At 71.7% G+C, this 25,121-nt stretch carries 20 protein-coding genes and 1 pseudogene; 12 read left to right on the top strand and 9 right to left on the bottom strand.

Annotation, left to right across the window (positions count from 1 at the left end):
- Nucleotides 1–111: 111 nt before the first annotated feature.
- Nucleotides 112–480, bottom strand: coding sequence for a helix-turn-helix domain-containing protein (locus ACZ5XS_RS13410; RefSeq protein ID WP_468650732.1), 369 nt, complete (start codon nt 478–480; stop codon nt 112–114).
- Complete coding sequence (locus ACZ5XS_RS13405; protein ID WP_468650730.1) at nt 477–758, bottom strand: YkoF family thiamine-binding protein; 282 nt, start codon at nt 756–758, stop codon at nt 477–479. The genes ACZ5XS_RS13410 and ACZ5XS_RS13405 overlap by 4 nt, the downstream gene beginning before the upstream one ends.
- Before the next feature lie 311 nt (nt 759–1,069).
- On the opposite strand from ACZ5XS_RS13405, the gene ACZ5XS_RS13400 reads away from it, so the two are divergent.
- From ACZ5XS_RS13400 to ACZ5XS_RS13390, 3 genes are all read left to right on the top strand, one after another.
- A complete protein-coding gene (locus ACZ5XS_RS13400) occupies nt 1,070–1,909 on the top strand; it encodes a TIM barrel protein (RefSeq protein WP_468650728.1) in 840 nt (279 codons plus the stop codon).
- Between the two features lie 44 nt (nt 1,910–1,953).
- A complete protein-coding gene (locus ACZ5XS_RS13395) occupies nt 1,954–2,847 on the top strand; it encodes a 2-hydroxy-3-oxopropionate reductase (protein WP_468650726.1) in 894 nt (297 codons plus the stop codon).
- Between the two features lie 406 nt (nt 2,848–3,253).
- On the top strand, nt 3,254–3,499 hold the full coding sequence (locus ACZ5XS_RS13390; RefSeq protein WP_217238932.1) for a hypothetical protein: 246 nt from the start codon (nt 3,254–3,256) through the stop codon (nt 3,497–3,499).
- Nucleotides 3,500–3,575: 76 nt separating this feature from the next.
- Here the strand turns inward: ACZ5XS_RS13390 and ACZ5XS_RS13385 are convergent.
- Nucleotides 3,576–4,860, bottom strand: a pseudogene (locus ACZ5XS_RS13385) (RNA-guided endonuclease InsQ/TnpB family protein).
- A gap of 199 nt (nt 4,861–5,059) precedes the next feature.
- Nucleotides 5,060–6,844 carry a glyoxylate carboligase gene (gcl, locus tag ACZ5XS_RS13380; protein WP_468650724.1) on the bottom strand — a complete coding sequence of 595 codons (1,785 nt, stop codon included), beginning with the start codon at nt 6,842–6,844 and terminating at the stop codon, nt 5,060–5,062.
- Nucleotides 6,845–7,035: 191 nt separating this feature from the next.
- Between gcl and ACZ5XS_RS13375 the strand changes: the two genes are divergently transcribed.
- Complete coding sequence (locus tag ACZ5XS_RS13375; protein ID WP_468650722.1) at nt 7,036–7,725, top strand: hypothetical protein; 690 nt, start codon at nt 7,036–7,038, stop codon at nt 7,723–7,725.
- Nucleotides 7,726–7,785: 60 nt separating this feature from the next.
- On the top strand, nt 7,786–8,298 hold the full coding sequence (locus ACZ5XS_RS13370; protein ID WP_468650720.1) for a GNAT family N-acetyltransferase: 513 nt from the start codon (nt 7,786–7,788) through the stop codon (nt 8,296–8,298).
- Here ACZ5XS_RS13370 and ACZ5XS_RS13365 read toward each other — a convergent pair.
- The 3 genes from ACZ5XS_RS13365 to ACZ5XS_RS13355 are packed head-to-tail and all read right to left on the bottom strand — an operon-like array spanning nt 8,204 to nt 12,705.
- Nucleotides 8,204–9,424: an NADAR family protein gene (locus ACZ5XS_RS13365; RefSeq protein ID WP_468650718.1), complete on the bottom strand. Its 1,221-nt coding sequence runs from the start codon at nt 9,422–9,424 to the stop codon at nt 8,204–8,206. The genes ACZ5XS_RS13370 and ACZ5XS_RS13365 overlap by 95 nt on opposite strands.
- A gap of 21 nt (nt 9,425–9,445) precedes the next feature.
- Nucleotides 9,446–11,038, bottom strand: coding sequence for an AMP-binding protein (locus ACZ5XS_RS13360; protein WP_468650716.1), 1,593 nt, complete (start codon nt 11,036–11,038; stop codon nt 9,446–9,448).
- A complete protein-coding gene (locus ACZ5XS_RS13355) occupies nt 11,035–12,705 on the bottom strand; it encodes an AMP-binding protein (RefSeq protein WP_468650714.1) in 1,671 nt (556 codons plus the stop codon). The genes ACZ5XS_RS13360 and ACZ5XS_RS13355 overlap by 4 nt, the downstream gene beginning before the upstream one ends.
- A 116-nt stretch (nt 12,706–12,821) precedes the next feature.
- On the opposite strand from ACZ5XS_RS13355, the gene ACZ5XS_RS13350 reads away from it, so the two are divergent.
- The 3 genes from ACZ5XS_RS13350 (at nt 12,822) to ACZ5XS_RS13340 (ending at nt 17,642) form a co-directional block, all read left to right on the top strand.
- Nucleotides 12,822–13,658 carry a response regulator transcription factor gene (locus ACZ5XS_RS13350; protein WP_468650712.1) on the top strand — a complete coding sequence of 279 codons (837 nt, stop codon included), beginning with the start codon at nt 12,822–12,824 and terminating at the stop codon, nt 13,656–13,658.
- A 140-nt stretch (nt 13,659–13,798) separates the two neighbouring features.
- Entirely contained in the window at nt 13,799–16,609 is a 2,811-nt protein-coding gene (locus ACZ5XS_RS13345; protein WP_468650710.1) for an AAA family ATPase, read from the top strand.
- A gap of 244 nt (nt 16,610–16,853) precedes the next feature.
- Nucleotides 16,854–17,642, top strand: a complete 789-nt coding sequence (locus ACZ5XS_RS13340) for a S1 family peptidase (RefSeq protein WP_468650708.1) — start codon at nt 16,854–16,856, stop codon at nt 17,640–17,642.
- A gap of 113 nt (nt 17,643–17,755) precedes the next feature.
- On the opposite strand, the gene ACZ5XS_RS13335 is transcribed toward ACZ5XS_RS13340, so the two are convergent.
- Together ACZ5XS_RS13335 and ACZ5XS_RS13330 are read right to left on the bottom strand one after the other, a co-directional pair.
- The gene (locus ACZ5XS_RS13335) at nt 17,756–18,868 is read right to left on the bottom strand and encodes a winged helix DNA-binding domain-containing protein (protein ID WP_468650707.1); all 1,113 of its coding nucleotides are present in this window, start codon (nt 18,866–18,868) and stop codon (nt 17,756–17,758) included.
- Between the two features lie 414 nt (nt 18,869–19,282).
- Nucleotides 19,283–20,080: a VOC family protein gene (locus tag ACZ5XS_RS13330; protein WP_468650705.1), complete on the bottom strand. Its 798-nt coding sequence runs from the start codon at nt 20,078–20,080 to the stop codon at nt 19,283–19,285.
- A 407-nt stretch (nt 20,081–20,487) separates the two neighbouring features.
- Between ACZ5XS_RS13330 and ACZ5XS_RS13325 the strand changes: the two genes are divergently transcribed.
- The 4 genes from ACZ5XS_RS13325 to ACZ5XS_RS13310 all read left to right on the top strand — a co-directional run bounded on the left by ACZ5XS_RS13325 (nt 20,488) and on the right by ACZ5XS_RS13310 (nt 25,055).
- Nucleotides 20,488–22,143, top strand: coding sequence for an FAD-dependent oxidoreductase (locus ACZ5XS_RS13325; RefSeq protein WP_468650703.1), 1,656 nt, complete (start codon nt 20,488–20,490; stop codon nt 22,141–22,143).
- Nucleotides 22,144–22,371: 228 nt separating this feature from the next.
- Nucleotides 22,372–22,944 (top strand): hypothetical protein, encoded by a 573-nt coding sequence (locus tag ACZ5XS_RS13320; protein ID WP_468650701.1) that lies wholly within the window; start codon nt 22,372–22,374, stop codon nt 22,942–22,944.
- Between the two features lie 119 nt (nt 22,945–23,063).
- Nucleotides 23,064–23,750 carry a class F sortase gene (locus tag ACZ5XS_RS13315; protein WP_468650699.1) on the top strand — a complete coding sequence of 229 codons (687 nt, stop codon included), beginning with the start codon at nt 23,064–23,066 and terminating at the stop codon, nt 23,748–23,750.
- A 147-nt stretch (nt 23,751–23,897) separates the two neighbouring features.
- Entirely contained in the window at nt 23,898–25,055 is a 1,158-nt protein-coding gene (locus ACZ5XS_RS13310) for a SchA/CurD-like domain-containing protein (protein WP_468650697.1), read from the top strand.
- Nucleotides 25,056–25,121 lie beyond the last annotated feature (66 nt).

Raw genomic sequence — 25,121 nt, 5'->3', positions numbered from 1 at the left:
CTAACGCCCTCCGGAAGAGCGCGTCAACACTTTGTTGAAAATTCCGGGTTACAGAGCCCTGCGAGCCGGCCGATCAGACCCTTGCCCCGCGAGCCCGGCCTCATCCCGGCCTCAGCTCCCCTTCTCACGGTTGAGGTAGTTGTAGACCGTGAAGCGGCTCACGCCGAGCGCGCTCGCCACGGTCTCCACGCCGTGCCGTACGGAGAAGGCGCCGCGCGCCTCCAGTATGCGTACGACCTCCTGCTTGGCCTTGCGGTCCAGGTCGGCGAGGGGCTTGCCCTTCTTGCGCTCCATGGCGGCCAGGATGTGGTCGAGGGAGTCGGCGAGCTGCGGCAGGCGCACGGCGACGACCTCGGCACCCTCCCAGGCGAGCACGACGTCGTCGGGGCCGGCCTCGTCCGGCGGGACCAGCTCGCCGCCCATCGCGTCGACCAGCGGCTTCACTGCCGCGATGAAGGGTTCGTCCCCGGTGCCGGTCACTTCTGGCCCTTCCCGGTGACGCTCTCGCCGGCCTCGCGCTCGCCGATCACGTTGAGCTGGAGAGAGATCCGGGTGGCGCCGGACTCCAGGGTCCGGCGCAGCAGGGCCTCCACGGCGGTCAGCACGGCGTCGGCGCCGCCCTCCGCCGTGTTGCCGAACGGCCCGACGTCCACCGCGTCCAGTTCGGCCGCCTCGACGACCTCGCGGGCCACCAGTGCGTGCGCGGGCGCCTCGTCGAGGTCGAAGGGCTCGGTCGTGAACTCGACTCTCAATCGCACTGTGCCCCCATAGCGGCTCCGACCTGCATGTTCTCTCACCTCTCCAAGAGAGAGGGCACCTACGGGGCACATCCGGGACACCGTGCGCAGCGCGCTGCCCCGGTCGCTCCGAGACGACCTTAACGGACGTACCCGCGGCGATCGGCGGGGCGCCGACAAGTACTCCGACGGGGAGCCGACAAGGCTCCGGCAGGGGGTGCTTTTTCGTGGACGGCTCTTGACAGCCCTCCGCGACTCCAGGCAATCTTCCATTAAGCAGAAATAAGTTTCCACAATACGAAATTACGAATGAGCAAGGGGGCGCCACCCCGATGGGCTTCGCAGACCAGCGCTTCAACGTCAACCTGTCGATCCTCTTCACGGAACTCCCGCTGCTGGAGCGTCCCGCGGCCGCCGCCGCGGCCGGCTTCACCGCGGTCGAGCTCTGGTGGCCCTGGATCGACTCCCCCACCCCCGGGCGGTCCGAGCTCGGCGCCCTCAAGAAGGCGATCGAGGACGCGGACGTCCAGCTCACCGGGCTGAACTTCTACGCCGGACAGCTGCCCGGCCCGGACCGGGGCGCCCTGTCGGTCCCCGGCGAGGAGTCGGAACGGTTCCGCGCCAACATCGACGTGGCGGCCGGTTTCGCCGAGTCACTGGGCTGCAAGGCCCTCAACGCGCTGTACGGCAACCGTGTCGCGGGCGTGGACCCGGCCGAGCAGGACGCGCTCGCCCTGGAGAACCTGGTGCTCGCGGCCCGGGCCGCCGACCACATCGGTGCGATCCTGCTGGTCGAGGCCCTCAACAAGCCCGAGTCGCCGCTGTACCCGCTGGTGAGCGCACCCGCCGCCGTGGGGATCGTCGACAAGGTCGACCAGGCGTCCGGGCTCGGCAACGCACGCTTCCTGATGGACCTCTACCACCTGTCGAGGAACGGCGAGGACCTGCCGTCGGTGATCGAGCGGTACGCCGCGAGGACCGGCCATGTGCAGATCGCCGACAACCCCGGGCGCGGTGCGCCGGGTACGGGCTCGCTCCCCCTCGAAGACCTCCTCGACCAGCTCGGCAAGGCCGGTTACGAGGGCTGGGTCGGCCTGGAGTACAAGCCGGGCGACCGTCCGAGCGCGGAGGCGTTCGACTGGCTGCCGGCCGGGGCCCGAGCCGCCCGCTGAGCGGCAACTGTCAGACGTAGCAAAGCAGTGAGAGAGGCATCCTCATGACCACGAACCTCCCCAAGATCGCCTGGATCGGCCTCGGGATCATGGGCTCCCCCATGTCCGAGAACCTGATCAAGGCGGGTTACGACGTCGCCGGCTTCACGCTGGAGCAGGACAAGCTCGACCGGCTGGCCGCCGCCGGCGGCACCGCGGCCGGCTCGATCGCCGAGGCCGTCCGGGACGCCGACGTCGTGATCACGATGGTGCCCGCCTCCCCGCAGGTCGAGGCCGTCGCGTACGGCCCGGACGGCATCCTGGAGAACGCGCGGTCCGGGGCGCTGCTGATCGACATGTCCTCGATCACCCCGCAGACCTCCGTGGAGCTCGCGAAGGCCGCCGGGAAGAAGGGCATCCGGGTCCTGGACGCGCCCGTTTCCGGGGGCGAGGCCGGTGCCGTCGAGGCCGTGCTGTCCATCATGGTCGGCGGCGAGCAGGCCGACTTCGACGAGGCGGAGCCGGTCTTCGACGTGCTCGGCAGGACGATCGTGCTGTGCGGCCCGCACGGCTCGGGGCAGACCGTGAAGGCAGCGAACCAGCTGATCGTCGCCGTGAACATCCAGGCGTGCGCCGAGGCCGTGGTCTTCCTGGAGAAGTCGGGCGTGGACCTGAAGGCCGCCCTCGACGTCCTCAACGGCGGACTGGCCGGCTCCACGGTGCTGACGCGCAAGAAGGACAACTTCCTGAACCGCGACTTCACGCCGGGCTTCCGTATCGACCTGCACCACAAGGACATGGGCATCGTCACGGACGCCGCCCGCAACGTCGGCGCGGCACTGCCCGTCGGTGCCGTGGTCGCCCAGCTGGTCGCCAGTCTGCGTACGCAGGGCGACGGCGGCCTCGACCACTCGGCGCTGCTGCGGTCGGTGGAGCGTCTGTCCGGCGCCCGGGTCTGACGCTCCTCCTCGACACTCTCCCCCAAGCTCCGGGCGGCGTCGGCGCTGACAACTGTCCTGTCGCGCCCAGGCGTCGGCGCCGCCCGGAATCCACTCCAGCGTGCCCACAACTCCCTGGCCGCGCCCGGCCGTCGGCGACCCGGATGAGGGTGGTCGACCGGTCATACGGGCGCGGGCAGGGCCGGGACCGCGGCGGTGTGCGAGCCAGTGCGGTGGTGAAGGACCGGGGACCCTCTTCTCGACCTGAGGGAAGGGCGTCCCGGGCTCCGTCGCAACCGCCGCGGTCCCAGGATTTCCGGTGAGCGCCGGATGCGGACGGTCCCGCATCCGGCGCTCACCGGCGTTTCCGGGACGGGCGGGGGCACTCCGGGGTGCGGATCCGTCCCGCCCCGAGGAGCCTGAAGGCATGGCACCTCCGGCACACCCCACGCAGCATCCGCACATCGTGGTCCACGCCCCCGCACTGGACGGCTCCCGGCGCGTGACCTGGGACGACGAGAACCTCGGCGTCGCCTCGCACCTCGACGACGTGGTCGAGTTCCTGCGCCTCGCGGACCTCGACCAGGTCGAGGTCGAGGAGAGCGACATCATCGAGTGGCAGGGCGGCGGCCCCGACGACTGGCCGGGACTCTCCGAGCACCACGAGCAGTGAGCCCGCGCAGCCCGGTACGACCCACGTACGCCACCGGTCGTAGGCGGGCTACGGAACCCTCAAATGAACCTGCCAACTACACGGCGCCAAGCGCCGGGCTTGCACAACGGGCATCACTGGCGGTGATGCTGCGTTTGCGTCCAGCCCCACCCCGAGGTGTTCGGGGTGGAAGAGGGGCCGTTGACTGGGCCCCGCGTCGCCACAACTCCCAGGCACAGGCCCGGATGTTGCGCGAGCCTCCCCCACTCTCGGCTTCGCTCGAGCGGGAGGTGCCCCCATCGGTCCGCGTGATCAACGAATCCGCAGGACCGACACGCGAACCAAGCCTGACTGACCCGGTTCGCCTTGTCGATGTGCCCGCATTCGGCGCAAGTGCGCGAGGTGTACGCCGGATCGACGTACACCACCGGCACACCCGCCCGGCGGGCCTTGTACGCAATGAACTGCTTCAGCTGGGCAAAGGCCCAGCTGGAGTGAGTGGCCCGTTGGGGCTTGCGAAGCCGTACCCGCTCGCGGATGCCCGTCAGGTCTTCCAGGGCGATTCCGCGACCGGTGCGTTCTGCCTCGGCCACCACATGCTTCGCGATCTTGTGGTTGATGTCTCTGGCCCGCCGCGCTTCCTTGCGCCTCCGCTTCTTCAGCCGGCGCCTGGCGGACGGAGTGTTCTTCTTCTGCAGCTTGCTGCGGAGTTTGCGCTCCCGCGACCGGATGCGGTTCAGTCCGCGCCCGGCCATGATCTCGCCGTCGCTGGTGGTGGCGATATTGACGATGCCCAGGTCGATGCCGAGGAAGTCCACCGGGTCGGTGTTCAGCGGCGCTTCCGGAACTTCGCAGGTGGCGCTCAGAAACCACATGCCATCCCGGTACAGCAGGTCTGACTCGCCCTTGCGGTACAGCGCCAGTATCGCCAACTGCTCCGGGCCAGCGGCGAAGGCCACCCCCTTCACTCTCCCGCGCACCGTCCAGACTGACACCGTGCGCTCGGGGATCTGCCAGGAGAGCATGCGGTCGTCGTACGGCTGCGCGCCCTCGAACCGGAAGCAGACCGGCTTCTCGGTCGCCCGTCGGTAGCGCTTCGAGCCCGGCCTGCCCAGGTTTCCGGCCCTCAGGTGTGCCCTCAGGACGGCGTAGGTGTCACACGTCTTCTTGATCGTGTGCTGGGCGGCCTGCGCGCCCAGGCCCCAGCGGGACCTAACCTCGCCGTAGACCTGCTTGCGCAGGGTGAAGTTCTTGAACTCCCCGCGCGCGAAGGCGACCTCGCTCACCCAGGAGGCCGCCTCGTTGCAGGCACGCAGGGTCGCCTCAAGCGCCGCCGCCTGCACGGGCGTCGGCAGCAGCTTCACCTGCACAACCAGCTTCACAAGCACCGAATGTACGCATCCGTGCGAGACACAGCTGCCCGTTCGAGATCGATGACCAGAACGAGTGAACTACACGGTCGTCGATGCCTCCCCAAACGAGAGACCCAGTGACTCGACGGTCGCCACCGACAACGCGAGGGGCGGCCATCCCGGGCCCGGGCCGCCCCTGAGTGGCTGACGGCAGTGCTGCCGCCCGGCGTCAGACCTTCAGTGTTCTGATCGAGGTCGGGGCGTGCCCCGGTTCGGTCGCGATCTCCTCGAACTCGACGACGTTGCTGATGTCGTTGGTGGTGGACATGGAGATGTTGGTGACGCGCTCCAGGACGGCCTCGACGACGACCGGCACCTGGAACTCGGCGGCGAGCTTCTTCGCCTGTTCGAAGGCGGCGCCGAGTTCGGCCGGGTCGGTCACCCTGATCGCCTTGCAGCCGAGGCCCTCGACGACCTTGACGTGGTCGACGCCGTAGACGCCCAGTTCCGGAGAGTTGATGTTCTCGAACTCCAGGTTGACCTGGAAGTCGATGTCGAACGCCCGCTGCGCCTGGCGGATCAGGCCCAGGTAGGCGTTGTTCACCAGGACATGGACGTACGGGATCCTGTGCTGCGCGCCGACCGCCAGCTCCTCGATCATGAACTGGAAGTCGTAGTCGCCGGAGAGGGCGACGACCTGCGCCTCGGGGTCGGCCTTGGCGACGCCCAGCGCGGCCGGGATGGTCCAGCCGAGGGGGCCGGCCTGGCCGCAGTTGATCCAGTGGCGGGGCCGGTGGACGTGCAGCATCTGGGCGCCGGCGATCTGCGAGAGACCGATGGTGGAGACGTACCGGGTTTCCGGGCCGAAGGCCTTGTTCATCTCCTCGTAGACCCGCTGGGGCTTGATCGGGATGTCGTCGAAGTGCGTACGGCGCTGGAGCGTGGCCTTCTTCTCCTGTGCGGCGGCCGCCCACGCGGAGCGGTCGGGCAGCCGGCCGGCGGGCTTCAGCTCCTTCGCCACCTGCACGAACAGTTCCAGTGCGGCCCTCGCGTCGGAGGCGATGCCGTAGTGCGGGGCGAAGATCCTGCCGATCTGGGTGGGCTCGACGTCGACGTGGACGAACGTCCGGCCGGCCGTGTAGACGTCGAGCCTGCCGGTGTGGCGGTTGGCCCAGCGGTTGCCGATGCCGAGGACGAAGTCGGACTCCAGGAAGGTCGCGTTGCCGTAGCGGTGCGAGGTCTGCAGGCCGACCATGCCGGCGTTCAGCTCGTGGTCGTCGGGGAGCGCCCCCCAGCCCATGAGGGTCGGGACGACCGGAACTCCGGTCAATTCGACGAATTCCACCAGCAGTTCGGCGGCGTCGGCGTTGATGACACCGCCACCCGCGACGATCAGCGGGCGCTCGGAGGCGTTCAGCATCCCGAGCGCCTTCTCGACCTGGGCGCGGGTCGCGGCGGGCTTGTAGACGGGAAGCGGCTCGTACGTGTCCGGGTCGAACTCGATCTCCGTCAGCTGGACGTCGATCGGCAGGTCGATCAGGACCGGTCCCGGGCGCCCGGAGCGCATGAGGTGGAATGCCTGCTGGAAGACGCCGGGGACCTGCGCGGCCTCCAGCACCGTGACCGCCATCTTCGTCACCGGCCTGGCGATGGAGGCGATGTCGACGGCCTGGAAGTCCTCCTTGTGGATCACGGCGGTCGGGGCCTGGCCCGTGATGCACAGGATCGGGATGGAGTCGCCGATGGCCGAGTACAGGCCGGTGATCATGTCGGTGCCGGCCGGCCCGGAGGTGCCGACGCAGACGCCGATGTTGCCCGGGCGGGTGCGGGTGTAGCCCTCGGCCATGTGCGAGGCGCCCTCCACGTGCCGGGCGAGGGTGTGGCGGATGCCGCCGGACGCCTTGAGCGCCGCGTAGAAGGGATTGATCGCCGCGCCGGGGACGCCGAACGCGTCGGTGACGCCCTCGCGCCTGAGAATCTCAACTGCCGCGCGGGCAGCGGTCATTCGAGCCATCGAGTACTCCTGCTTCGGCTGTCGGATCCGCACTCCCGTCGCGCCCCGCGGTGAGCACTTCCCGTTGACTTCGCTTTCCGTATTCCCATTACTTCCGCATTACGGAAATTTATTTCTACTATCTGGAAGTAATGTAGGTGGGTGGACGAAGGCCGTCAAGAGACGGACAAGCGGGGGCGGTCTGGAGGACCATGAGTGCCATGTCCGAGAGCGTGCCGGTGCGCTGCCCGGCCTGCACACGTGAGCACTTCTACGAGGCGCCGTCGTACCCGTGCGTGTGCGGGGCGCCCGTCGCCCCCGCGCTCGACGAGCACGGGACGGCCACCGCGGTCGCCCACCGTGCCTGGGACGAGGACTGGGTCGTCGTGCGGTGCGACGCCTGCGGGCGCCGGAACCAGTGGCCGTATCCGGAGCTGGGCTGCGCGTGCGGGACGGTGCTGCGCATCCCGGTGGCCGCGGCCTCCGCCGCGGCGAGTCCCCGAGCCGCGGCCCCGGCCGGGCGCCTCGCCTTCCAGCCCGTCACGATCCGTACCGCTCGCGACGCGGTCACGGCCGCGGCCCTTTATCTGCGCTGGCTCGGCTACCGGGACATCCGCCGCTCCGACCAGCGGCCCCCGGCCGGCGTGGGCCTGGCCGCGCGCGGGCTGCTGGCCCAGGTCGACCCGACCGTGCGCCCCGCGTCCCTGCGGGACGTGGAGTGCCTGTGGCTGACGGCCATGACGGAGTCCACGGCCTGCGTGTACTTCTCCCTCGCCGGGTTCTCCCCCGACGCCCGCACCCGCGCCGAGGCACTGGCCGTCCCGCTGTTCGTCCTCGACCTCACCGGCACCCCGCAGGCGGTGAACAGCCACGCCGACGAGCTGGACGCGGCGGGGGCGTAGCCCGGCTCAGGGGTCCTTAACCAGTCGCGCCGGGCACGCCCGCCGTCCGACACTCGGCGGATGCGCATCCGCCCCGCCACCGCTGCCGAACTCCCCCTCCTCCAGGACATCGAACGCGCCGCCGGCGCCCCCTTCAGGGACCTCGGCATGGCATCGGTCGCCGAGGACGAGCCGCCCGCTGTGGACGTCCTGGAGCGGTACCGCCGGGCCGGTCGCGCCTGGGTCGCCGTCGACGAGGGTGACCGCCCGGTCGCCTATCTCCTCTGCGAACCGGTGGACGGCGCGCTCCACGTCGAGCAGGTCTCCGTCCACCCCGACTCCGCCCGCCGGGGCGTGGGCCGGGCCCTCCTCGCGTACGCGGCGGACCGGGCCCGTGAGGAAGGCCTGGCCGGGCTCACGCTCACCACCTTCGCCGAGGTGCCGTGGAACGCGCCGTACTACTCCCGCCTCGGCTTCCGCGTGCTGGACGAGGCCGAACTCACCCCCGGCCTGCGCGAGATCCGCGCCCATGAGAGGGAGCTGGGCCTCGACCGCCGGCCACGGGTGTGCATGCGGCTGCCCGACGGCTGCTAGGACCAATGCCGATCCCGGCGCGCTCGGCGTGCAGTTCGGAGCGGACGAGTTCGAGGAGGCGGCCGCTCCAGTTGCGGCCGCGGCCGCCGTTGTCGCCCCAGTAGCCGGAGTCGCCGTCGTCGTAGAGGATCGTCGCGTCGTCCGTGCCCAACAGGACCCGGGCCAGGGGCGGGTGCTGGGCGAACTTGGCCCGCATCAGCCGGGTCATGACGGCCGTACGGGCCTGTTCCCAGCCCTCGCGCCGGGGGGCTTCGGCGGCCAGATTCCGGGCGGCGTGAGCCCGGTCCGCCGCGGCGATCGCGGCCCGGGTGTCGGCGTCGGAGGTCGACAACGCCCAGTAGGCGTGTGCGACGGAGGGGTAGGTGACCCCGTCGACGTCCACGGGGGCCGGGTAGTTGTTGCGCAGGGCCCGCGTGTCCGGGTCGTCGGACGACTTCAGCGGGTAGCTCTCGGAGAGCTTGATCGCGGGCGCGACCGGAGTCACCGGCCCGTCCGCCGGCACCTGTGAGGACCGCTGCTCGAACCACTCCGCCCGGTCCTCGAAGTAGTCGACGGCCTCGTCGTACTCCTCCTGCGTGACCGGGTCCTCGCCGCCGTACGGCCGGGCCTCCACGCGCCCGCCCGGTCCGGCCACCAGGACCTGGAGCGGCCAGTCCTGGCGGTCCATGTCGCCGAGCGCGTAGTGCCGCTGCGTCTCGGGGATGGCGAGGTAGGCGGCGCGTGCCACGGCCCTCCTCTCCTCGGTGCGGTCGGCGAGGAACGCGTCGACGGCGTCCAGGCACCGGTCCGTCGAGTCCGGGCGCCCGTTCAGCTGCTCCACGGTGTCGCGCACCTCGGCGAGCAGCAGCTCGGGGGTGTGCCAGCTGCGCGGCTCGCTGAACTTCCATGCGGCGAGCTCGTGTCCGGACGCCCTGGCGCCTTCCGGGAGGTCGGTGGCGACCCATCCGCGGCGCAGCTTCTCCTCGAACTCCGCCAGCGTGACCAGCTCCCAGCAGTCGATCAGCCCGTCCGCGTAGATGAACAGGTCGGTCAGGTGGTAGTCGCCGTTGCGGATGAAGACGTGCCGCCAGGTCCCGGGTACTCGTATGCCGTCCGCCATGCGGAAGGTGTTGCGTCTGCCGATCATCGCGACAGTCTGACGGACCCGTCAGCTGCCCGCCGCGTGTTTTTCCCGCAGTTCGATCTTGCGCACCTTCCCGGAGACCGTCATCGGGAAGGAGTCCATGACCTGGAGCCGGCTGGGGATCTTGTAGTGCGCCAACCGCCCGTCGCAGAAGGCACGCAGCTCCTCCAGCGTCACCGGGTCGGCCGGGTCCCGCGCGATGACACAGGCCAGGACCTCCTCGCCGTAGCGCTCGTGGGGTACGCCGACGACCTGGACGTCCGCGATCTTCGGATGGGCGTGGAGGAACTCCTCGATCTCGCGGGGGTAGATGTTCTCGCCGCCCCGGATGATCATGTCCTTGATGCGGCCGACGATCTCGACGTAGCCGTCCTCGCGCATCACGGCCAGGTCGCCGGTGTGCATCCAGCGGGCGGGGTCGACGGCCTCGGCGGTCTTCGCGGCCTCGTTCCAGTAGCCGAGCATCACGCTGTACCCGCGGGTGCACAACTCGCCTGCCTCTCCCCGGGGCCGGGTGACGCCGTCGGCCGGGTCGACGACCTTGACCTCGATGTGCGGCAGGACGCGCCCGACCGTGGCCGTGCGGTGTTCCAGGTCGTCGTCCGTCCGTGTCTGGAGGGACACCGGGGAGGTCTCCGTCATGCCGTAGCAGATGGAGACCTCCGCCATGTGCATCTCGGCGACGACCCGTTTCATGACCTCCACCGGGCAGGGCGAGCCGGCCATGATGCCGGTGCGCAGGGAGGTCAGGTCGTACGTCGCGAAGTCGGGGAGGTTCAGCTCCGCGATGAACATGGTCGGGACGCCGTACAGGGAGGTGCAGCGCTCCTGCTGGACCGCGCGCAGGGTCGCCTCCGGGTCGAAGGACGGGGCCGGGATGACCATGCAGGCGCCGTGTGAGGTCGCGGCCAGATTGCCCATCACCATGCCGAAGCAGTGGTAGAAGGGCACCGGGATGCAGATCCGGTCCTGCTCGGTGTAGTCGAGCAACTCGCCCACGAAATAGCCGTTGTTGAGGATGTTGTGGTGGGAGAGCGTGGCTCCTTTGGGGAAGCCCGTGGTACCCGAGGTGTACTGGATGTTGATCGGGTCGTCGCAGGACAGGTCCTCGTGGGGAGCAGGGGCTCCGCGTCCGGTCAGCGCGTCCCAGCTCGGGTCGCCGATGTACACGACGTCACGCAGCTCCCGGCAGCTGCCCCGCACCTGCTCGACCATCGCCCGGTAGTCGCTGCTCTTGTGCCCGAGGGAGGCGAAGAGCAGGGAGATCCCGGCCTGCTTCAGGACGTACTCGACCTCGTGCGTGCGGTAGGCCGGGTTGATGTTCACCATGATCGCGCCGATGCGGGCGGTGGCGTACTGGACGAGCACCCACTCGGGGCAGTTGACGGCCCAGATGCCCACCCGGTCGCCCTTGGCCACGCCGGCGGCGAGCAGTGCGTACGCCAACTCCTCGACGTCCGCGCCGAATCGAGCGTAGGTCCAGCGCCGCCCGGAGGGCACGTCGACCAGCGCCTCGCGGTCCGGCCAGGTGGCCACCGCCCGGTCCAGGTTGGCCCCGATCGTGTCGCCGAGCAGGGCCGTCCCGCTCGTTCCGTGGATGTACGACAGCTTGCTCACCGGAAGTCCTCCTCGCGGTACTCGGCGTCCGAGCCGGCCGCCGTGGCCTCGCGCAGTTCGACGCGGCGGATCTTGCCGGAGACGGTCTTGGGCAGGGGCGCGAACTCCAGGCGGCGGATGCGCTTGTAGGGCGCCAGCGCCTGCCGGGCGTGCTCGAAGAGGACCTTCGCGGTGTCGGGGCCGGGTTCCCAGCCCTCCGCCAGCACCACGTAGGCCTTCGGGACGGCGAGCCGCAGCTCGTCCGGCGCGGGCACGACGGCCGCCTCCGCGACCGCCTCGTGCTCCAGCAGCGCGCTCTCCAGCTCGAAGGGGCTGATCTTGTAGTCGGAGGCCTTGAAGACGTCGTCGGCCCGCCCGACGTAGGTGATGTAGCCGTCGGCGTCGCGCGCGCCGATGTCCCCGGTCCGGTAGTAACCGCCGGCCATCGCCTCCGCCGTACGGTCGGGGTCGCCGTGGTAGCCGGTCATCAGGCCGACCGGGCGGGTCGACAGGTCGAGCGCGATCTCGCCCTCGTCGGCCCCGGGCGCACCGCTGACCGGGTCGAGGAGTTCGACGCGGTAGCCGGGGCCGGGGCGGCCCATGGAGCCGGTCTTGAGCGGCTGGCCGGGGCTGTTGGCGATCTGCACCGCCGTCTCGGTCTGCCCGAAGCCGTCCCGGATGGTCACGCCCCAGGCGCGGCGGACCTGTTCGATGACCTCGGGGTTGAGGGGTTCACCGGCCGCCACGGCCTCGCGCGGCGGCGTGCGCAGCTGGGTGAGGTCGGCCTGGATGAGCATGCGCCACACGGTGGGCGGGGCGCAGAACGTCGTGACGCCCGCACGGTCCATCTCGGCCATCAGACGGGCCGGGTCGAAGCGCGTGTAGTTGTGGATGAAGACGGTCGCCTCCGCGTTCCACGGCGCGAACAGGTTGGACCAGGCGTGCTTGGCCCAGCCGGGCGAGGAGATGTTCAGGTGGACGTCACCGGGGGTCAGCCCGATCCAGTACATGGTCGCCAGGTGCCCGATCGGGTACGAGGCGTGGGTGTGCTCGACCAGCTTGGGGCGGGCCGTCGTGCCGGAGGTGAAGTACAGCATCAGCGGGTCGTCGGCGATGGTCGGCCCGTCGGGCAGGAACTCGGCGGAGGCGGCGTACGCGTCCTCGTACGGCTGCCAGCCCTCGGGCAAACCGCCGACCACGGTGCGCGTGTAGTCGCCGGGCACGTCGTCGAACTTGGCGGTGTCCTCGGCCCGGACCAGGACGTGGCGTACGCGTCCCCGCTCGACCCGGTCGCGCAGGTCGGCGGGGCCGAGCAGCGGGGTCGCCGGGATGACCACGGCCCGCAGCTTCATGGCGGCCAGCGCCGTCTCCCACAGCTCGGCCTGGTTGCCCAGCATGACCAGGATCCGGTCCTCGGCACCCACTCCGCGCTCGCGCAGCAGGTTGGCGACCCGGTTGGACCGCTCGGACAGTTCGGCGAAGGAGAGCCGGATCTCGGAGCCGTCCTCCTCGACGATGTGCAGGGCGGTGCGGTCGTTGCCGTCCGCGATGACGTCGAACCAGTCCAGCGCCCAGTTGAAGTGCTGCGGGCGCGGCCAGTCGAAACCCTCGTACGCCGTGGCGTAGTCCTCACGGTGTTCCAGCAGGAAGTCCCGCGCGCTGCGGAAGAGCTCCGTCGCGGTCGTCATCTGTCCTCCTCGGTACCGGCACCATTGCCGGGCGGCTCTCTGCCATCGTGTAATGCGTGATGCGGGTCTCACTACCCCCGAACGGGGGTGTGTGCCGTGGACGAAGGAGCGTGTGCGTGGCAGCAGAGGGGTCGGCGTCGGTGGAGATCCGGCGCGCGCTGGTACGGCTGCGGCACACGACCGGGCTTCCGGTCGCCTTCGGCGGCCTGGTGGAGCCGGGCCGGCCGCGGATCCGCATCAGCGAACTGAACGGCACGTCCACCCCCGCCCTGAGCGCCCTCGCGGTGATCTCCGGCAACGGCCTCGGCGGCAAGGCGGTGGCCCTGGCCCGCCCGTGCGCCGTCGCCGACTACTCCTCCTCGCGGCAGATCAGCCACGAGTACGACGCCGCGGTCGCCGCGGAGGGGCTGCGTTCGGTGGTGGCGGTGCCCGTGGTCGTACGCCGCCGGGTGCGCGGAGTGCTGTACGGCGCCCTGCGTGATGCCCGGCCGCTGGGCGACCGCATGCTGACCGCGGCGGTGGCGGCGGCGCGGGACGTGGAACAGGCGCTGGTCCTGCGGGAGGAGGCGCGGGACCTGGTGGCCGCGGGACGGGCGGAACCGGCCCGGGCCCCGGCGGACGGCTCCGCGTGGGAGCAGGTGCGAGAGGCGCACGCGGCGTTGCGGGCGCTCGCGCCGCGGATCGCCGACGAGGCGCTGCGGGCCGAACTGCTGGCCGCGTGCGGGCTGCTGACCTCGGACGTCCCGTCGGCGGACGGGGTGACTCTGGCGGCCCGTGAAGTGGATGTGCTGGCGTGTGTGGCCGCGGGCGCGACGAACGCGGTGGCCGCCGAGCGGCTGGGGGTGCGGGCCGAGACGGTCAAGGGATACCTTCGCTCCGCCATGCGCAAGCTGGGGTCCCGGACCCGTGGGGAGGCGGTCGTCGCCGCGCGTCGGGCGGGGTTCCTGCCCTGATTTCCGTCGGCGCCCCCCTTCATGCACCGCCTTGGTGAATTTCTGCGCGGGCCGTTGTTATTTCCCTCACGACGCGGCCCCGCCGAATTCCAAAGCCCGTTGCCTAATATTGGCCAGGACACGACACACGGAGGGGAGCGGTGACCGTGCGACGGGACTTCGAGGAGCCTGCCAGATGCCGCCCCGACCTGGTGATCGGCAGGGAGGAGCTGTTCGCGGGAGCACGTGAGCAGTTGGCCGGCGGCGGCAGCGTGCTGCTCCACGGCCCGGCCGGAATTGGAAAATCGACCGTGCTGCGGGCATTGGCCGCCGATAACGCCGCCGCGACCCGGACCGTGTTGCGCTGCTCGGCGACGGAGTCCGAATCCCATCTCCCGTTCCTGGCGCTCGCCGACCTGCTCGGGCTGGTCGTGGGCGAGGTGTCCGACCGGCTCCCCGCCGCCCAGCGCACCGCCCTGGAGTCGGCGCTCACCGGACGCGGCGAGTCCACCCTCCAGCGCGACGGACTGGCGCTGCGGCTGGCCGTCCTGTCGGTGCTGCGCGCGCTCGCCGCCGAGGGTCCCGTACTGGTCGTCGCGGACGACCTCCAATGGCTCGACCCGGCGAGCGCGGAACTCCTCGGCTTCGCCGCCCGCCGCCTCGGCGACACGCCGGTCCAGCTGCTGTGCGCGGTGCGGACCGAAGGGCAGGAGTACGACCGGCATCTACGCGCGTTGCCCCCGGACAGTCTCGCGGTGCGCCTCAACCCGCTCACCCGCACCCAGGTGTCCACGCTCCTGGACCACCGCGGCTACACCGGCCTGCCCCGCTCCACCGTCCGGGACATCCACCGCACCAGCGGTGGCAACCCGCTCTTCGCCCTCGAACTGGGCCGTGCCCTGGCCGAGGACCCCAGCCCGCCCCGGCCGGGCGAGCCGCTGCGCGTACCGACCTCGCTGCGGGTCCTGGTGCTCAACCGCCTGGAGATGCTGTCGGACGAGGCGCGCCGCACCCTGCTCGTGGCCAGCGCCGGCGCCCGGCCCACGCTGGCCCTGCTGCACGCTGCCGGCCGGGACAACGCCGAGTCGGAGACCGCCCAGGCGGCCGCCCTCGGACTGCTCGCGACGGAGCCCGAGGGTCCCGCCGTACGGTTCGCGCACCCGCTGATCTCGGCCGCGCTCTACGCGGAGGCACCCGCGCAGGAGCGGCGGGCCGCGCACGCCGCGCTGTCCACGGCCGCCTCCGACCCCATCGAACGGGCCCGGCACCTGGCGCTCGCGGTCTCCGGCGCCGATCCGCGGGTCGCGGCACAGCTCGCCGAGGCCGCCGCCCAGGCCCGGGACCGCGGCGCGCCCTCGGTGGCCGCCTCGCTCGGACTGCTCGCCGCCCGGCACACCCCGGCCGACGGCGTGCCGGGCCCCGACGAGCGGCGGTTGCAGGCCGCCGAGGACGCGATCACCGCCGGGGAGGTGGACCTCGCCAGGGACATCGCCCGCGAGGTGCTGACCCGGGCCACCGTGCCCGCGGACCGGGTGCGGGCCTGGATGGTGGTGATCGAGTCGGCCGGGCACGCCCTCGGCGACGTCGACGCCGTCTTCCCGCAGGCGCTGGCCGACGCGGGCGACGACCCCCGGCTGCTGGCCCTGGTCCACTATCAGCTCGCCTGGCGGGGCCTGGTCGTCCAGGGCGACTTCGCGCAGGGCCGGGAGGAGGCCGCGCACGCGGCGCAGCTGGCCGCCCGGGCCGGTGACCGGCGCACCGAGATCCTCGCCCTCGCCTTCCAGGCGCAGACCGAGGCCCTGATGGGCCACGCGGAAGCCCCCGCCACGATCAAGCGGGCGCTCAGGGAACCCCAGGACCCGCAGGTGGCCTGCCACCACAACGGCCCGGGCCTGGCCCGGTTCCGCTGGCTGCTGATGAGCGACCAGCTGGCCGAGGCCCGCACCACCGTCACCGCGCTGCTGCGCGAGGTGCGGCGGCGCGGCATGGTCGAGAGCGAGGTGCACTTCCTGCGCCTGCTCGCCGAGACCGAGCTGCGCTCCGGGCACTGCGGGCGGGCCCTCGACCTGGCCCGGGAGAGCCTGCGGATGGCCCGGGACACCGGCATCGGCACGGTGGCCTCCGCCCTGCTCACCTCGTTCGCCGAGGCGTCGGGCGGCGACGTGGACCGGGCGCTGGCGCTGGCGCGGGAAGCGCTGGAGCACGCCGAGGAGGACGGTGACCAGATGTACGTCTCCCGCGCCCTGGCCGCCCTGGGCCATGCCCAGTTCGTGGCCGGGGACGCCCCGGGCACGGTGCGTTCGCTGCGCCGGGTGCGGGAGCTGGAGCAGGGGCTCGGCATCACCGACCCGGCGCGCGGCCGCTGGCACGGCGACCTCGCCGAGGCCCTGGTCCAGGTCGGCGAGGTCACCGAGGCGCAGGACGTCATCGACGTGACCCGGGAGCAGGCGCTGCGGCTGGGCCGCGAGAGTGTGCTCGCCGTGGTGGACCGGGCGGAGGCGCTGGTACGGGCCAGGCGCGGTCAGCACGATGCCGCCCTCGGCCAGTTGACGTCCGCGCAGGAGCGGCTCGGCAAACTGGGCTACGGCCTGGAGGAGGCCCGCGCCGCCTTCGCGCTGGCCGCGCTGCGCACGCGCCGGCCGGGGCCGACGTCCTACGACGAGGCGGCCCGGCTGTTCAGGCGCTGCCGGGCGCTGCCCTGGCTGCGCCAGGCGGAGGCGACCGCCGTGGCACAGCCGCCCGAGCCGGTCGTCTCCCCCACCCCCACGCTCGACGCGCTGGACGGGCTCGCCTCGATGGAACGTCAGGTCGCCGCGCTCGTCATGGAGGGCGCGACCAACCGGGAGATAGCCGGCCGGCTGTTCATCAGCGTCAAGACGGTCGAGGCGACCCTGACCCGGGTCTACCGCAAGCTCGGGATCCGATCGCGGGTCGACATCGTCAGACTCGCGGCGGGCCGTCGTACCAAGTGACCACCACGCGGATCGGCTGAGAACCCCGCGGGTTCACCGCCCGCGTGGGTCTACCGGCGGCCGACCGAGGGTTTTCCCTGCCCAACTCACCTAGGGGCTTCCCTCATTGGGAAGGGCATGTTCCGGGTTCTAGCGTAGGGGCGTGCCGCTCGCCCGGGCACACGGGGGCCGGTCCCGCGGCCCCCGTGCACCGCCCCCCACACCCGTGCGACCCCCCCACCGGCAACACCCAATGAGGAGACTCATGTTCGGGATCGACCGCGCCAAGAAGACCGCCGCCGCCCTCGCGGCCACCGCCGCCGCCGCGACCGCTCTGATCGGCGCCCCCGCCGCCGTCGCCGCCCCTCAGCCCATCGTCGGCGGTACGACGACCACGACGACCGCGTATCCGTTCATGATGCAGATCACGGACGCCTCGCAGAACCAGTTCTGCGGCGGCACCCTGGTCTCGGCCACCAAGGTCGTCACCGCGGCCCACTGCATGGTCGGCGAGACCACGAGCAGCGTCAGAGTCGTCGGCGGCCGCACCTATCTGAACGGCACCAACGGCACGGTGGCCCGGGTCAGCAAGATCTGGATCCACCCGAGCTACACGGACGCCACCAACGGCGATGACGTGGCCGTCCTGACCCTGTCGACGTCGATGCCGTACACCAAGGCGTCGTACGTCACGTCCTCCCAGACGGGCGTGTACGCGGCGGGCACCACCGCCCGCATCGTCGGCTGGGGCACCACCTCCGCGGGCGGCAGCTCCTCCAACCAGCTGCGCACCGCGACCGTGCCGACCGTCTCCGACTCCAGCTGCGCCGGCTCCTACGGCTCCGACTTCGTCGCGGGCGACATGGTCTGCGCCGGATACACCTCCGGCGGCGTCGACACCTGCCAGGGCGACAGCGGCGGTCCCCTGCTCATCGGGGGCGTCCTGGCAGGGATCACTTCCTGGGGCGAGGGCTGCGCGGAGGCCGGTTACCCGGGTGTCTACACCCGGCTGACCACCTTCTCCAGCCTGGTGACCACACAGGTCAACTCGTAACCCGGCCAAAGACTCCTGAGCCACCCCTCAGGTGACATACCAGGGGGCGTTGCGGGCCTCCACGAGCGGCCCGCAGCGCCCCCTCTCCATGGCCTGACCTCACTACGGTCCCGTCACCGCAGTACGGTCCCGAAGCGGATGTCGTACGGCGATCCCTGGTGCATCACCGTCAGCATCCGCTCCCCCTCGGCCGCGACCTCCTCCCGCTGCGCCTTGGTGAGCTTGCCGAAGGGCTCGACGACCAGCGCGTCCGCCTCCAGCTTCCACACGCCCGCCAGGAAGCCGTCGACCAGAAGCGTGCGGTGCGCCAGGTTGCCCTGCCAGGCGCTGCCCCGGTAATCGGGCGGGACCACGCGGGTGCGGTCGGCGTGGGACAGGAGCAGGTTGTCGAACTCGGGCAGGAAGCGGGGCGGGGCCGGGGTGTCCGCGTCCGGGCGCGGCGCGTCGGGGAGGTCGAAGAGTTCGACGCCCTTCTCGTCCTGGAAGGTGACCAGCTGCGGGCGCAGGCGCTCGAAGGCGTCGCGCAGCCGGGTCAGCCCGGCCCAGGTCTGCATGTCCTTCACCGAGGCGGGCCCGAAGGCGGCGAGGTAGCGCAGCACCGTCGCGTCGGCGGCGGGGGTGGGCTCGGCCGGCCGTCCCAGCCAGTGCTCGGCGGTGGTGAGGGCGACCTGACCGCTCCTGCCCCACAGTCCCCGCGGGGTGACCTGGACGAGCGGGAGTCTGCAGCGGGCGGCGATCGCGAGGGCCTGCGGGTCGGCGTGCGGCCACTCGACGAGCAGCGCCTCGCGCAACTGCTTCATCGTGCGCGGCTCGGTCTCGACGAGGTCGCGGGCCAGGGCGGCGAGCCGGTCGAGGTCGACGCCCTCAAGTCCCTTGCGGAACAAGGTGAGTTCCCGGTCCCGGGCGGGCTGCACGAGCGGCCGCAGGGTGAGGCAGTCGTCGGCGGTGTGGGTGTGGATGGTCGAGCGCATGCTGACGATACGGACGACCCGGCGCTCGGCCATCAGGCCGGACAGCTCCTCCGGCGCGAAGCCGTCGAGGCGGGCGGCGAGAGCGTAGTAAGGCGGCTTCACGTTCTGCGCCTGCAGGCCGACGAGGTGTTCGACGGCCGCCTCGGCGGACAGCGGCGCGGGGCGCAGGAGCAACTGCCGGTCGAGAGTGGCGCGGTTGAGGGCGCGGTTGCCGAGCACGGGGGCCGCTGAGCTCGCGGTCGTCGTCTTCGTCATGCCGCGTACGGTAGTCAGGCTTGCGGACACGTGCTGTCCGCGATGTCGCCGCGCGGGTCGGGAAGTACGTGGAGGTGTCGCCGCCCGCCCTGTGCCGGCGGGTGGGGTTGACGGCCTTCGGGCCGGTGAACGAGGTACGGATCTCCTCCCATCCCTGCGGTAGCCCGCGCTGGGCACCCCGCATCTTGTCGGCGTGCGCGTCCGGGTCCGGCGGCGACCGGTCCCGGAGCCGTTCGACGAGGTAGGCGTAGACCGTGCCCGGGACCGTCCGGGACCGGGCCGCGAGGACGGGATGCCGTTCGGCGACGGCGCCACGGGCCGCTCGAAGGACGCAGCGGCCGCGGAACACGGCCTGGTCGTCGCGCTCGGTGCCGTCAGTGGAAAGGACCGGCCCTCGGGTCGGCCCGGCGAGGATCAGCCGCCGGCCGCCGCGAGGACCACGAAGTCCGCGTTCGACGGGTCGAGGCAGACGGCCAGCCGACCGACGCCCTCCACGTCCTCGGGTCCCATCTGCACGCTGCCGCCGTTCCCGGTGACCGCGGCGACGGCGGCGTCGCAGTCGGCGACGGCGAAGACCGGGTGCCAGTACGGCCGCCCGTCGGTCAGGGCGAGGTCCTGTTCGCTCAGCTGCATGAGGCCGCCCTGCATGCGCTCCTCGGAAAGCCCGGCAGGGGTGATGAGGGAGTACGCGCCCGCGCCGCCCGGCAGTTCCATCTCACCGAACTGCCAGCCGAAGACCTCGCCGTAGAACTCCTTGGCGGCCGCGGTGTCGGTCGTGAGCAGCTCGGTCCAGGAGAGCGAACCCGGCTCGTCCGCCAGCTCGAAGCCGGCGTTCTTCCCGGGCTGCCAGACCGCGAACTGGGCCCCGGACGGGTCGCTGTACTGCGCCATCCGGCCCCAGTCCTCGAGGTCCCTCGGGGCCACCCGCACCGTGCCGCCCGCGCGCTCGACGGCCTGGGTCGTGGCGTCCGCGTCGGTGACGGTGTAGTAGACCATCCAGGCCGAGCGCGCGCCCTCCTCGGTGAGCTTGCCGAGCCCGGCGACGGTCTTGCCGTCCTTCTGGAACATCCCGCCCTGCATGTCCTGCGACTCGCCCATGGACTGGTACTCCCAGCCGAGCACCGCGCCGTAGAAGGCCGCGGCGGCGCGGACGTCGGGGGCGCCGAGGTCGAGCCAACAGGGGGAGCCGGGAGTGAGGTCAGTGGTGATCACGGCGATTCCCTTTCGCAGATCCTGTGTGCCATCAGCGTGACAGCCGGTACCGACCATCGCGCGCCGGCCGATCTGCGGCGGGAAGTGGGCGTTCCGGTGCCGGGAATCCACCCGTCCGGCGGATCACTTCCCGGTCGCCGGCCGTGGTGCGCAGGTGCCGGCGCTTCGCCTTCGCCGGCTCCTGCCCGCCTGACTCGGCGGTCCGCACCACGGCCTGGGACTCCAGGATCCCCCGGCCCGCCGGGGTCGGCATGCCGGCCGGGCCGAATGGAGGGCACGGCCGCGTCGAGGCCGTGCCGGGCGGGTGAAGCGGGTGAAGCCTGAGCCGCCGTCCGCCGTGCGGGGCATGCATGAAGATCCCGTCCGTACCGGCCGAGTCGGCGGACACGACGTGCTGGAGGCGAGTGATGAAGGAAAGAGTCGGCCAGGCCGGCGACACCATCCACAAGGTCCCGGTCCTGATCGTCGGCGGTTCCCTGGTGGGACTGTCGACCTCGCTGTTCCTGGGCCGGCTGGGGGTGCGGCACACGTTGGTGGAGCGCCACGCCGGCACCTCCATCCACCCCCGGGGCCGCGGCAACAACGTACGCACGATGGAGCTGTTCCGGGCGGCGGGCGTGGAGCCGGCGATCCAGGAGGCCGCGGCCACCCTGGCGGACAACCACGGCATCCTGCAGACGCCCACGCTGGTCGGTGACGCGGGCGAGTGGCTGTTCCGGGACATCGATCCGGGCGGCGGACTGGCCCGGTTCAGCCCGAGCGCGTGGTGTCTGTGCAGCCAGAACGACCTGGAGCCGGTCCTGCTCGACCATGCCACGGGGCTCGGCGGCGACCTGCGGTTCTCCACCGAACTGCTCTCGTTCGACAGCGACGGCACCGGTGTCACCGCGGTGGTCAAGAGCCGGGAGACGGGCGAGCACACCACCGTCCGCGCCGACTACCTGGTCGCCGCCGACGGTCCGCGCAGCCCCGTGCGGGAACAGCTCGGCATCGGTCAGAGCGGTCCCGGCGACCTGTTCCACAACATCAGCGTCACATTCCGCTCCCGTCGCCTGGCCGAGGTGGTGGGGGATCGCCGCTTCATCGTCTGCTACCTGACCGATCCGGACGCCGACGGTGCGCTGCTGCCGGTGGACAACCGCGAGAACTGGGTCTTCCACGCCCCCTGGCACCCCGAACGCGGGGAGACGATGGAGGAGTTCACCGACGAGCGGTGCGTCGACCACATCCGCCGGGCGGTCGGGGACCCGGACCTCGACGTGCAGATCACCGGCAAGGCTCCCTGGCACGCCGCCCAACGGGTCGCACGGACCTATCGGGCGGGGCGGGTCTTCCTGGCCGGCGACTCGGCGCACGAGATGTCACCCACCGGGGCGTTCGGCTCCAACACCGGTATCCAGGACGCGCACAACCTCGCCTGGAAGCTGGCCGCGGTGCTCGGCGGCCGGGCCGGGGACGGCCTGCTCGACAGCTACGACGCCGAACGGCGCCCGGTGGCGGAGGCGACCAGCGCCCGCGCGGCCGCCCGGTCCGCCGAGCACAGCCACCCCGGGTTCGCTCCGCCGCCCGGCCCCGGCGGCGCACCCCAGCGCGGCATCCTCAACGTGGCCCTCGGCTACCGCTATCCGACCGGCGCCGTCGTCGGCACCGATCCCTCGGCCGCGGTGGTACCGGAGAAACTCGCCCTGAGCGGCGAGCCCGGCAGCAGGGCACCCCACCTGTGGGTACGCCACCAGGGCGAGCGCATCTCCACCCTGGACCTCTACGAACGGTCCCTGGTCCTGCTGAGCGACGCCGACGAGCCGGGCGGATGGCACGAGTCCGCCACCCGTCTCGCGGAACGGATGTCCCTCCCGCTGGTCTCCTACCGGGTGGGGGCCGGGCCGGACGCCGAGCTGATCCCCGAGGAGGGTGCGGACTGGGCCGAACGCCACGGCACGACACGCTCAGGTGCCGTACTCGTCCGGCCCGACGGGTTCGTGGCCTGGCGGTCCCAAGGTCCGGACCCGGACGCCGAATCGACCCTGCGTCATGTCGTGACGACGGTGCTGGCACTGCCCTGACCGACCGCGACCAGCGGCGCGTGACCTCGGCCGGCAGCCATGCTGCCGGCCGACCGTTCGTGTGCCGGAACCCACCGGACCGCGGCACCGCCCGGCCCGAGTCGATCACCCGGCTGAGTGGCTGGAGTGGTGGGATACGGATCGCTGACTGACGGTGGATCACGTCAGGACCGGGTCACCACAGCTGACGAAGCGCCAGCTGCCCTGTCGTGGCGAAAGGACTCTCGCATGCGTTCTGCTCGCATCCTCCTGGCCACCGCGGCGGCCTCGGCCGTCCTCGCCGTCACCGCACCCGGCGCCTACGCAGCCGCGGGTGACTGGGACCACGACGAATCCTCCTACAGCAAGGAACACGACAAGGGCGGCAGCCACCACAAGCCCGACGGTGGCATGCACACGGGCGGCGGTGCGCTGACCGCGGTGACGGCGGACGACTCGGGCGACTCCCGCGACAGCGGGCACGGCAAGGACTCCGGCTGGACCAAGGACGGCAAGGAGTCCTGGAACGGCGGTCACCACAAGCCCGACGGCGGGATGCACACGGGCGGCGGTGCGCTGACCGCGGTGACGGCGGACGACTCGGGCGACTCCCGCGACAGCGGGCACGGCAAGGACTCCGGCTGGACCAAGGACGGCAAGGAGTCCTGGAACGGCGGTCACGACAAGCCCAGCGGCGGGATGCACACCGGAGGCGGCGCGCTGGCGGCGCCCGGCGTGACCGCGGGTGGTCTGGCGGTCCTGGCCGTCGCCGGGACCGGTCTGTACGCCGTGCGCCGCAAGAAGTCCCACGGCCTGGCCTGACCCGTGCCGGACGCGATAGCGACCGCGGCCGCCACCGGTGCATCGTGTGGCGGCCGCCCCGGCCGGTTCCCGGCCCGTCCCGTCCGTCCTGCTCCCGTGCCCCACAGAGGTGGTTCCCGATGGCAGTCCCTCCTTCCTCCCCCACCGACGACGAGCCCCGGCCCACCGGCCAGGGCTCACGCGGAGGCCTGATGGTGCTGTGCGCCGTGGCTCTCCTGGTCGTCGCGGTAAGCCTGATCGGCGGCCGGGACACGTCGACCGGCGCGTCCCTCCCCGCGCAGGCCCAGCAGGCCCCGCAAGCCGCGCACACCGCGGCGCCGGCCTCGCCTTCCGGCCCCGCGACGGGAAGGCAACTGCCGCGCTCGAGGCCCGTACGCCTGCTCATCCCGAAGATCTACGTGGACGCCCCCTTCACGGACCTCGCCATCGGCCCCACGGGTCAGCTCGAAGCCCCGCCCGCCGACGACATCAACCTCGTCGGCTGGCATGCGAAGGGCGTCTCCCCCGGCGAGAGGGGCACCGCGATCATCGCCGGACACGTCGACACGGCGACCTCACCCGCCGTCTTCGCCGGGCTCGGTGAGCTGAAGAAGGGCGACACCTTCCGGGTCCTGCGGGCCGACCGGCGCGAGGCGACCTTCGTCGTCGACAGCGTGGAGACCTTCGCCAAGGACGACTTCCCCAGCCGTCGCGTGTACGACGACACCCCCGATGCCCAGGTCAGGCTCATCACCTGTGCGGGCGACTACGACCGCACGGCCAGGGACTACACGGACAACCTGGTGGTCTTCGCCCACCTCACCTGACCTCGCTCCGCCCCAAGGCAAGTCACCCGCGTAGTCCATACGAATCGCGCGCCGGTGAGGACCTGATCAGGATCGACTCACGCCCCCCTCGGAGCGCCGCGACCGAAGGTCGCCGTTCCCCTTTCCGCGAAGGAGATGTGCCCCAGGATGACCACCACGTCTGCACCTGCCTCCCAGCCGCTGACCCAGAAGGTGTCGCCGCGTGTCTCCCAGTCTGTGTTCGACGGCTCCAGGCTCCGGGTCGTCCTGCTGGTGGACGTCTACGACGGAGCCCAGCAGCAGTTCCTGGAGGCGTACGAGCAACTCTGCAACCAGGTCGCGTCCGTTCCCGGGCATGTCAGCGATCAGCTGTGCCAGTCGATCGAGAATCCCTCCCAATGGCTCATCACCAGTGAGTGGGAGAGCGCTCCGCCCTTCCTCACCTGGGTGAACAGCGAAGACCACGTGCGGATGGTGGAGCCGCTGCACAGCTGTGTCCGGGACACCAGGTCGCTTCGCTTCCACGTCGTCCGCGAGACGGGCGGCCCGGCGGTGGACGCCGCGGCCGGCACCCGCGGGCTGCAGGCGGCACCCCGGATCGGGGACGGCGTCATCCGCCACGCGCTCACCTTCACGGTCAAGCCGGGCAGCGAGGAAACGGTCGCGAAGATCCTCTCCGACTACGCCTCGCCCGAGCCGCGGGTCGACGACACCACCCGGCTGTGCCGCACCTCCCTGTTCATGCACGGCAACCGGGTGGTGCGGGCCATCGAGGTGCGGGGCGACCTGCTCGCGGCGCTGCGTCACGTCTCGAGGCAGCCCGAGGTGCGGGCCGTCGAGGAGGCCATCAACCCCTACCTGGAGCAGGACCGGGACCTCAACGACCCCGAGTCCGCCCGGGTCTTCTTCACCCGGGCCGCGCTGCCCGCCGTCCACCATGTGACGGCCGATCAGGAGGACCCGGCGGGGCAGCGGCTCGCGTTGTGCTACCCGGTCCGGTCCGGCTGCGGCCTGCGGCTGGCGCAGCTGCTCGCCCAGCAGGACGAGGCGGCGGCGGACGATCCGCGCAGCCCGGTCCTGCGCAGCACGATCTTCCAGCGCGACGACGTCGTGGTGCGGCTCATCGACGTACGGGGCGGCCTCGACGCCGGCGGTCTCGCCCTGTCCCTCGGCCTCCGGGACCCCGGTAAGGGGGCCGAGCTGACGAGGCTCCTGGACGGCGACGTCTGTGCCGACGCTGGCGCGCCGACGGACGGCGATCTCACGCGCTTCCTCGAACTCACCCGGATGGAACTCGTCACCGACCGCCGCTCGCCGGACGCCTGATCCCTCCCCCAGCGGGTCGCGGCGGCCACGGCCCGCACGTCGACACAGCACACGATCGGAGCAACG

Source organism: Streptomyces sp. NPDC033131 (assembly GCF_055578365.1).
The sequence above is the reverse complement of the archived record's forward strand: the minus strand, read 5'-3'. Positions and strand labels throughout refer to the sequence as shown.

Bases quoted from the DNA above. Each gene is read 5' to 3' on its own strand.
- ACZ5XS_RS13400 (WP_468650728.1), top strand. From the start codon at position 1,070: ATGGGCTTCGCAGACCAGCGCTTCAACGTCAACCTGTCGATCCTCTTC.
- ACZ5XS_RS13395 (WP_468650726.1), top strand. From the start codon at position 1,954: ATGACCACGAACCTCCCCAAGATCGCCTGGATCGGCCTCGGGATCATG.
- ACZ5XS_RS13390 (WP_217238932.1), top strand. From the start codon at position 3,254: ATGGCACCTCCGGCACACCCCACGCAGCATCCGCACATCGTGGTCCAC.
- gcl (WP_468650724.1), bottom strand. From the start codon at position 6,844: ATGGCTCGAATGACCGCTGCCCGCGCGGCAGTTGAGATTCTCAGGCGC.
- ACZ5XS_RS13375 (WP_468650722.1), top strand. From the start codon at position 7,036: ATGAGTGCCATGTCCGAGAGCGTGCCGGTGCGCTGCCCGGCCTGCACA.
- ACZ5XS_RS13370 (WP_468650720.1), top strand. From the start codon at position 7,786: ATGCGCATCCGCCCCGCCACCGCTGCCGAACTCCCCCTCCTCCAGGAC.
- ACZ5XS_RS13365 (WP_468650718.1), bottom strand. From the start codon at position 9,424: ATGATCGGCAGACGCAACACCTTCCGCATGGCGGACGGCATACGAGTA.
- ACZ5XS_RS13355 (WP_468650714.1), bottom strand. From the start codon at position 12,705: ATGACGACCGCGACGGAGCTCTTCCGCAGCGCGCGGGACTTCCTGCTG.
- ACZ5XS_RS13340 (WP_468650708.1), top strand. From the start codon at position 16,854: ATGTTCGGGATCGACCGCGCCAAGAAGACCGCCGCCGCCCTCGCGGCC.
- ACZ5XS_RS13335 (WP_468650707.1), bottom strand. From the start codon at position 18,868: ATGACGAAGACGACGACCGCGAGCTCAGCGGCCCCCGTGCTCGGCAAC.
- ACZ5XS_RS13325 (WP_468650703.1), top strand. From the start codon at position 20,488: ATGAAGGAAAGAGTCGGCCAGGCCGGCGACACCATCCACAAGGTCCCG.
- ACZ5XS_RS13320 (WP_468650701.1), top strand. From the start codon at position 22,372: ATGCGTTCTGCTCGCATCCTCCTGGCCACCGCGGCGGCCTCGGCCGTC.
- ACZ5XS_RS13315 (WP_468650699.1), top strand. From the start codon at position 23,064: ATGGCAGTCCCTCCTTCCTCCCCCACCGACGACGAGCCCCGGCCCACC.
- ACZ5XS_RS13310 (WP_468650697.1), top strand. From the start codon at position 23,898: ATGACCACCACGTCTGCACCTGCCTCCCAGCCGCTGACCCAGAAGGTG.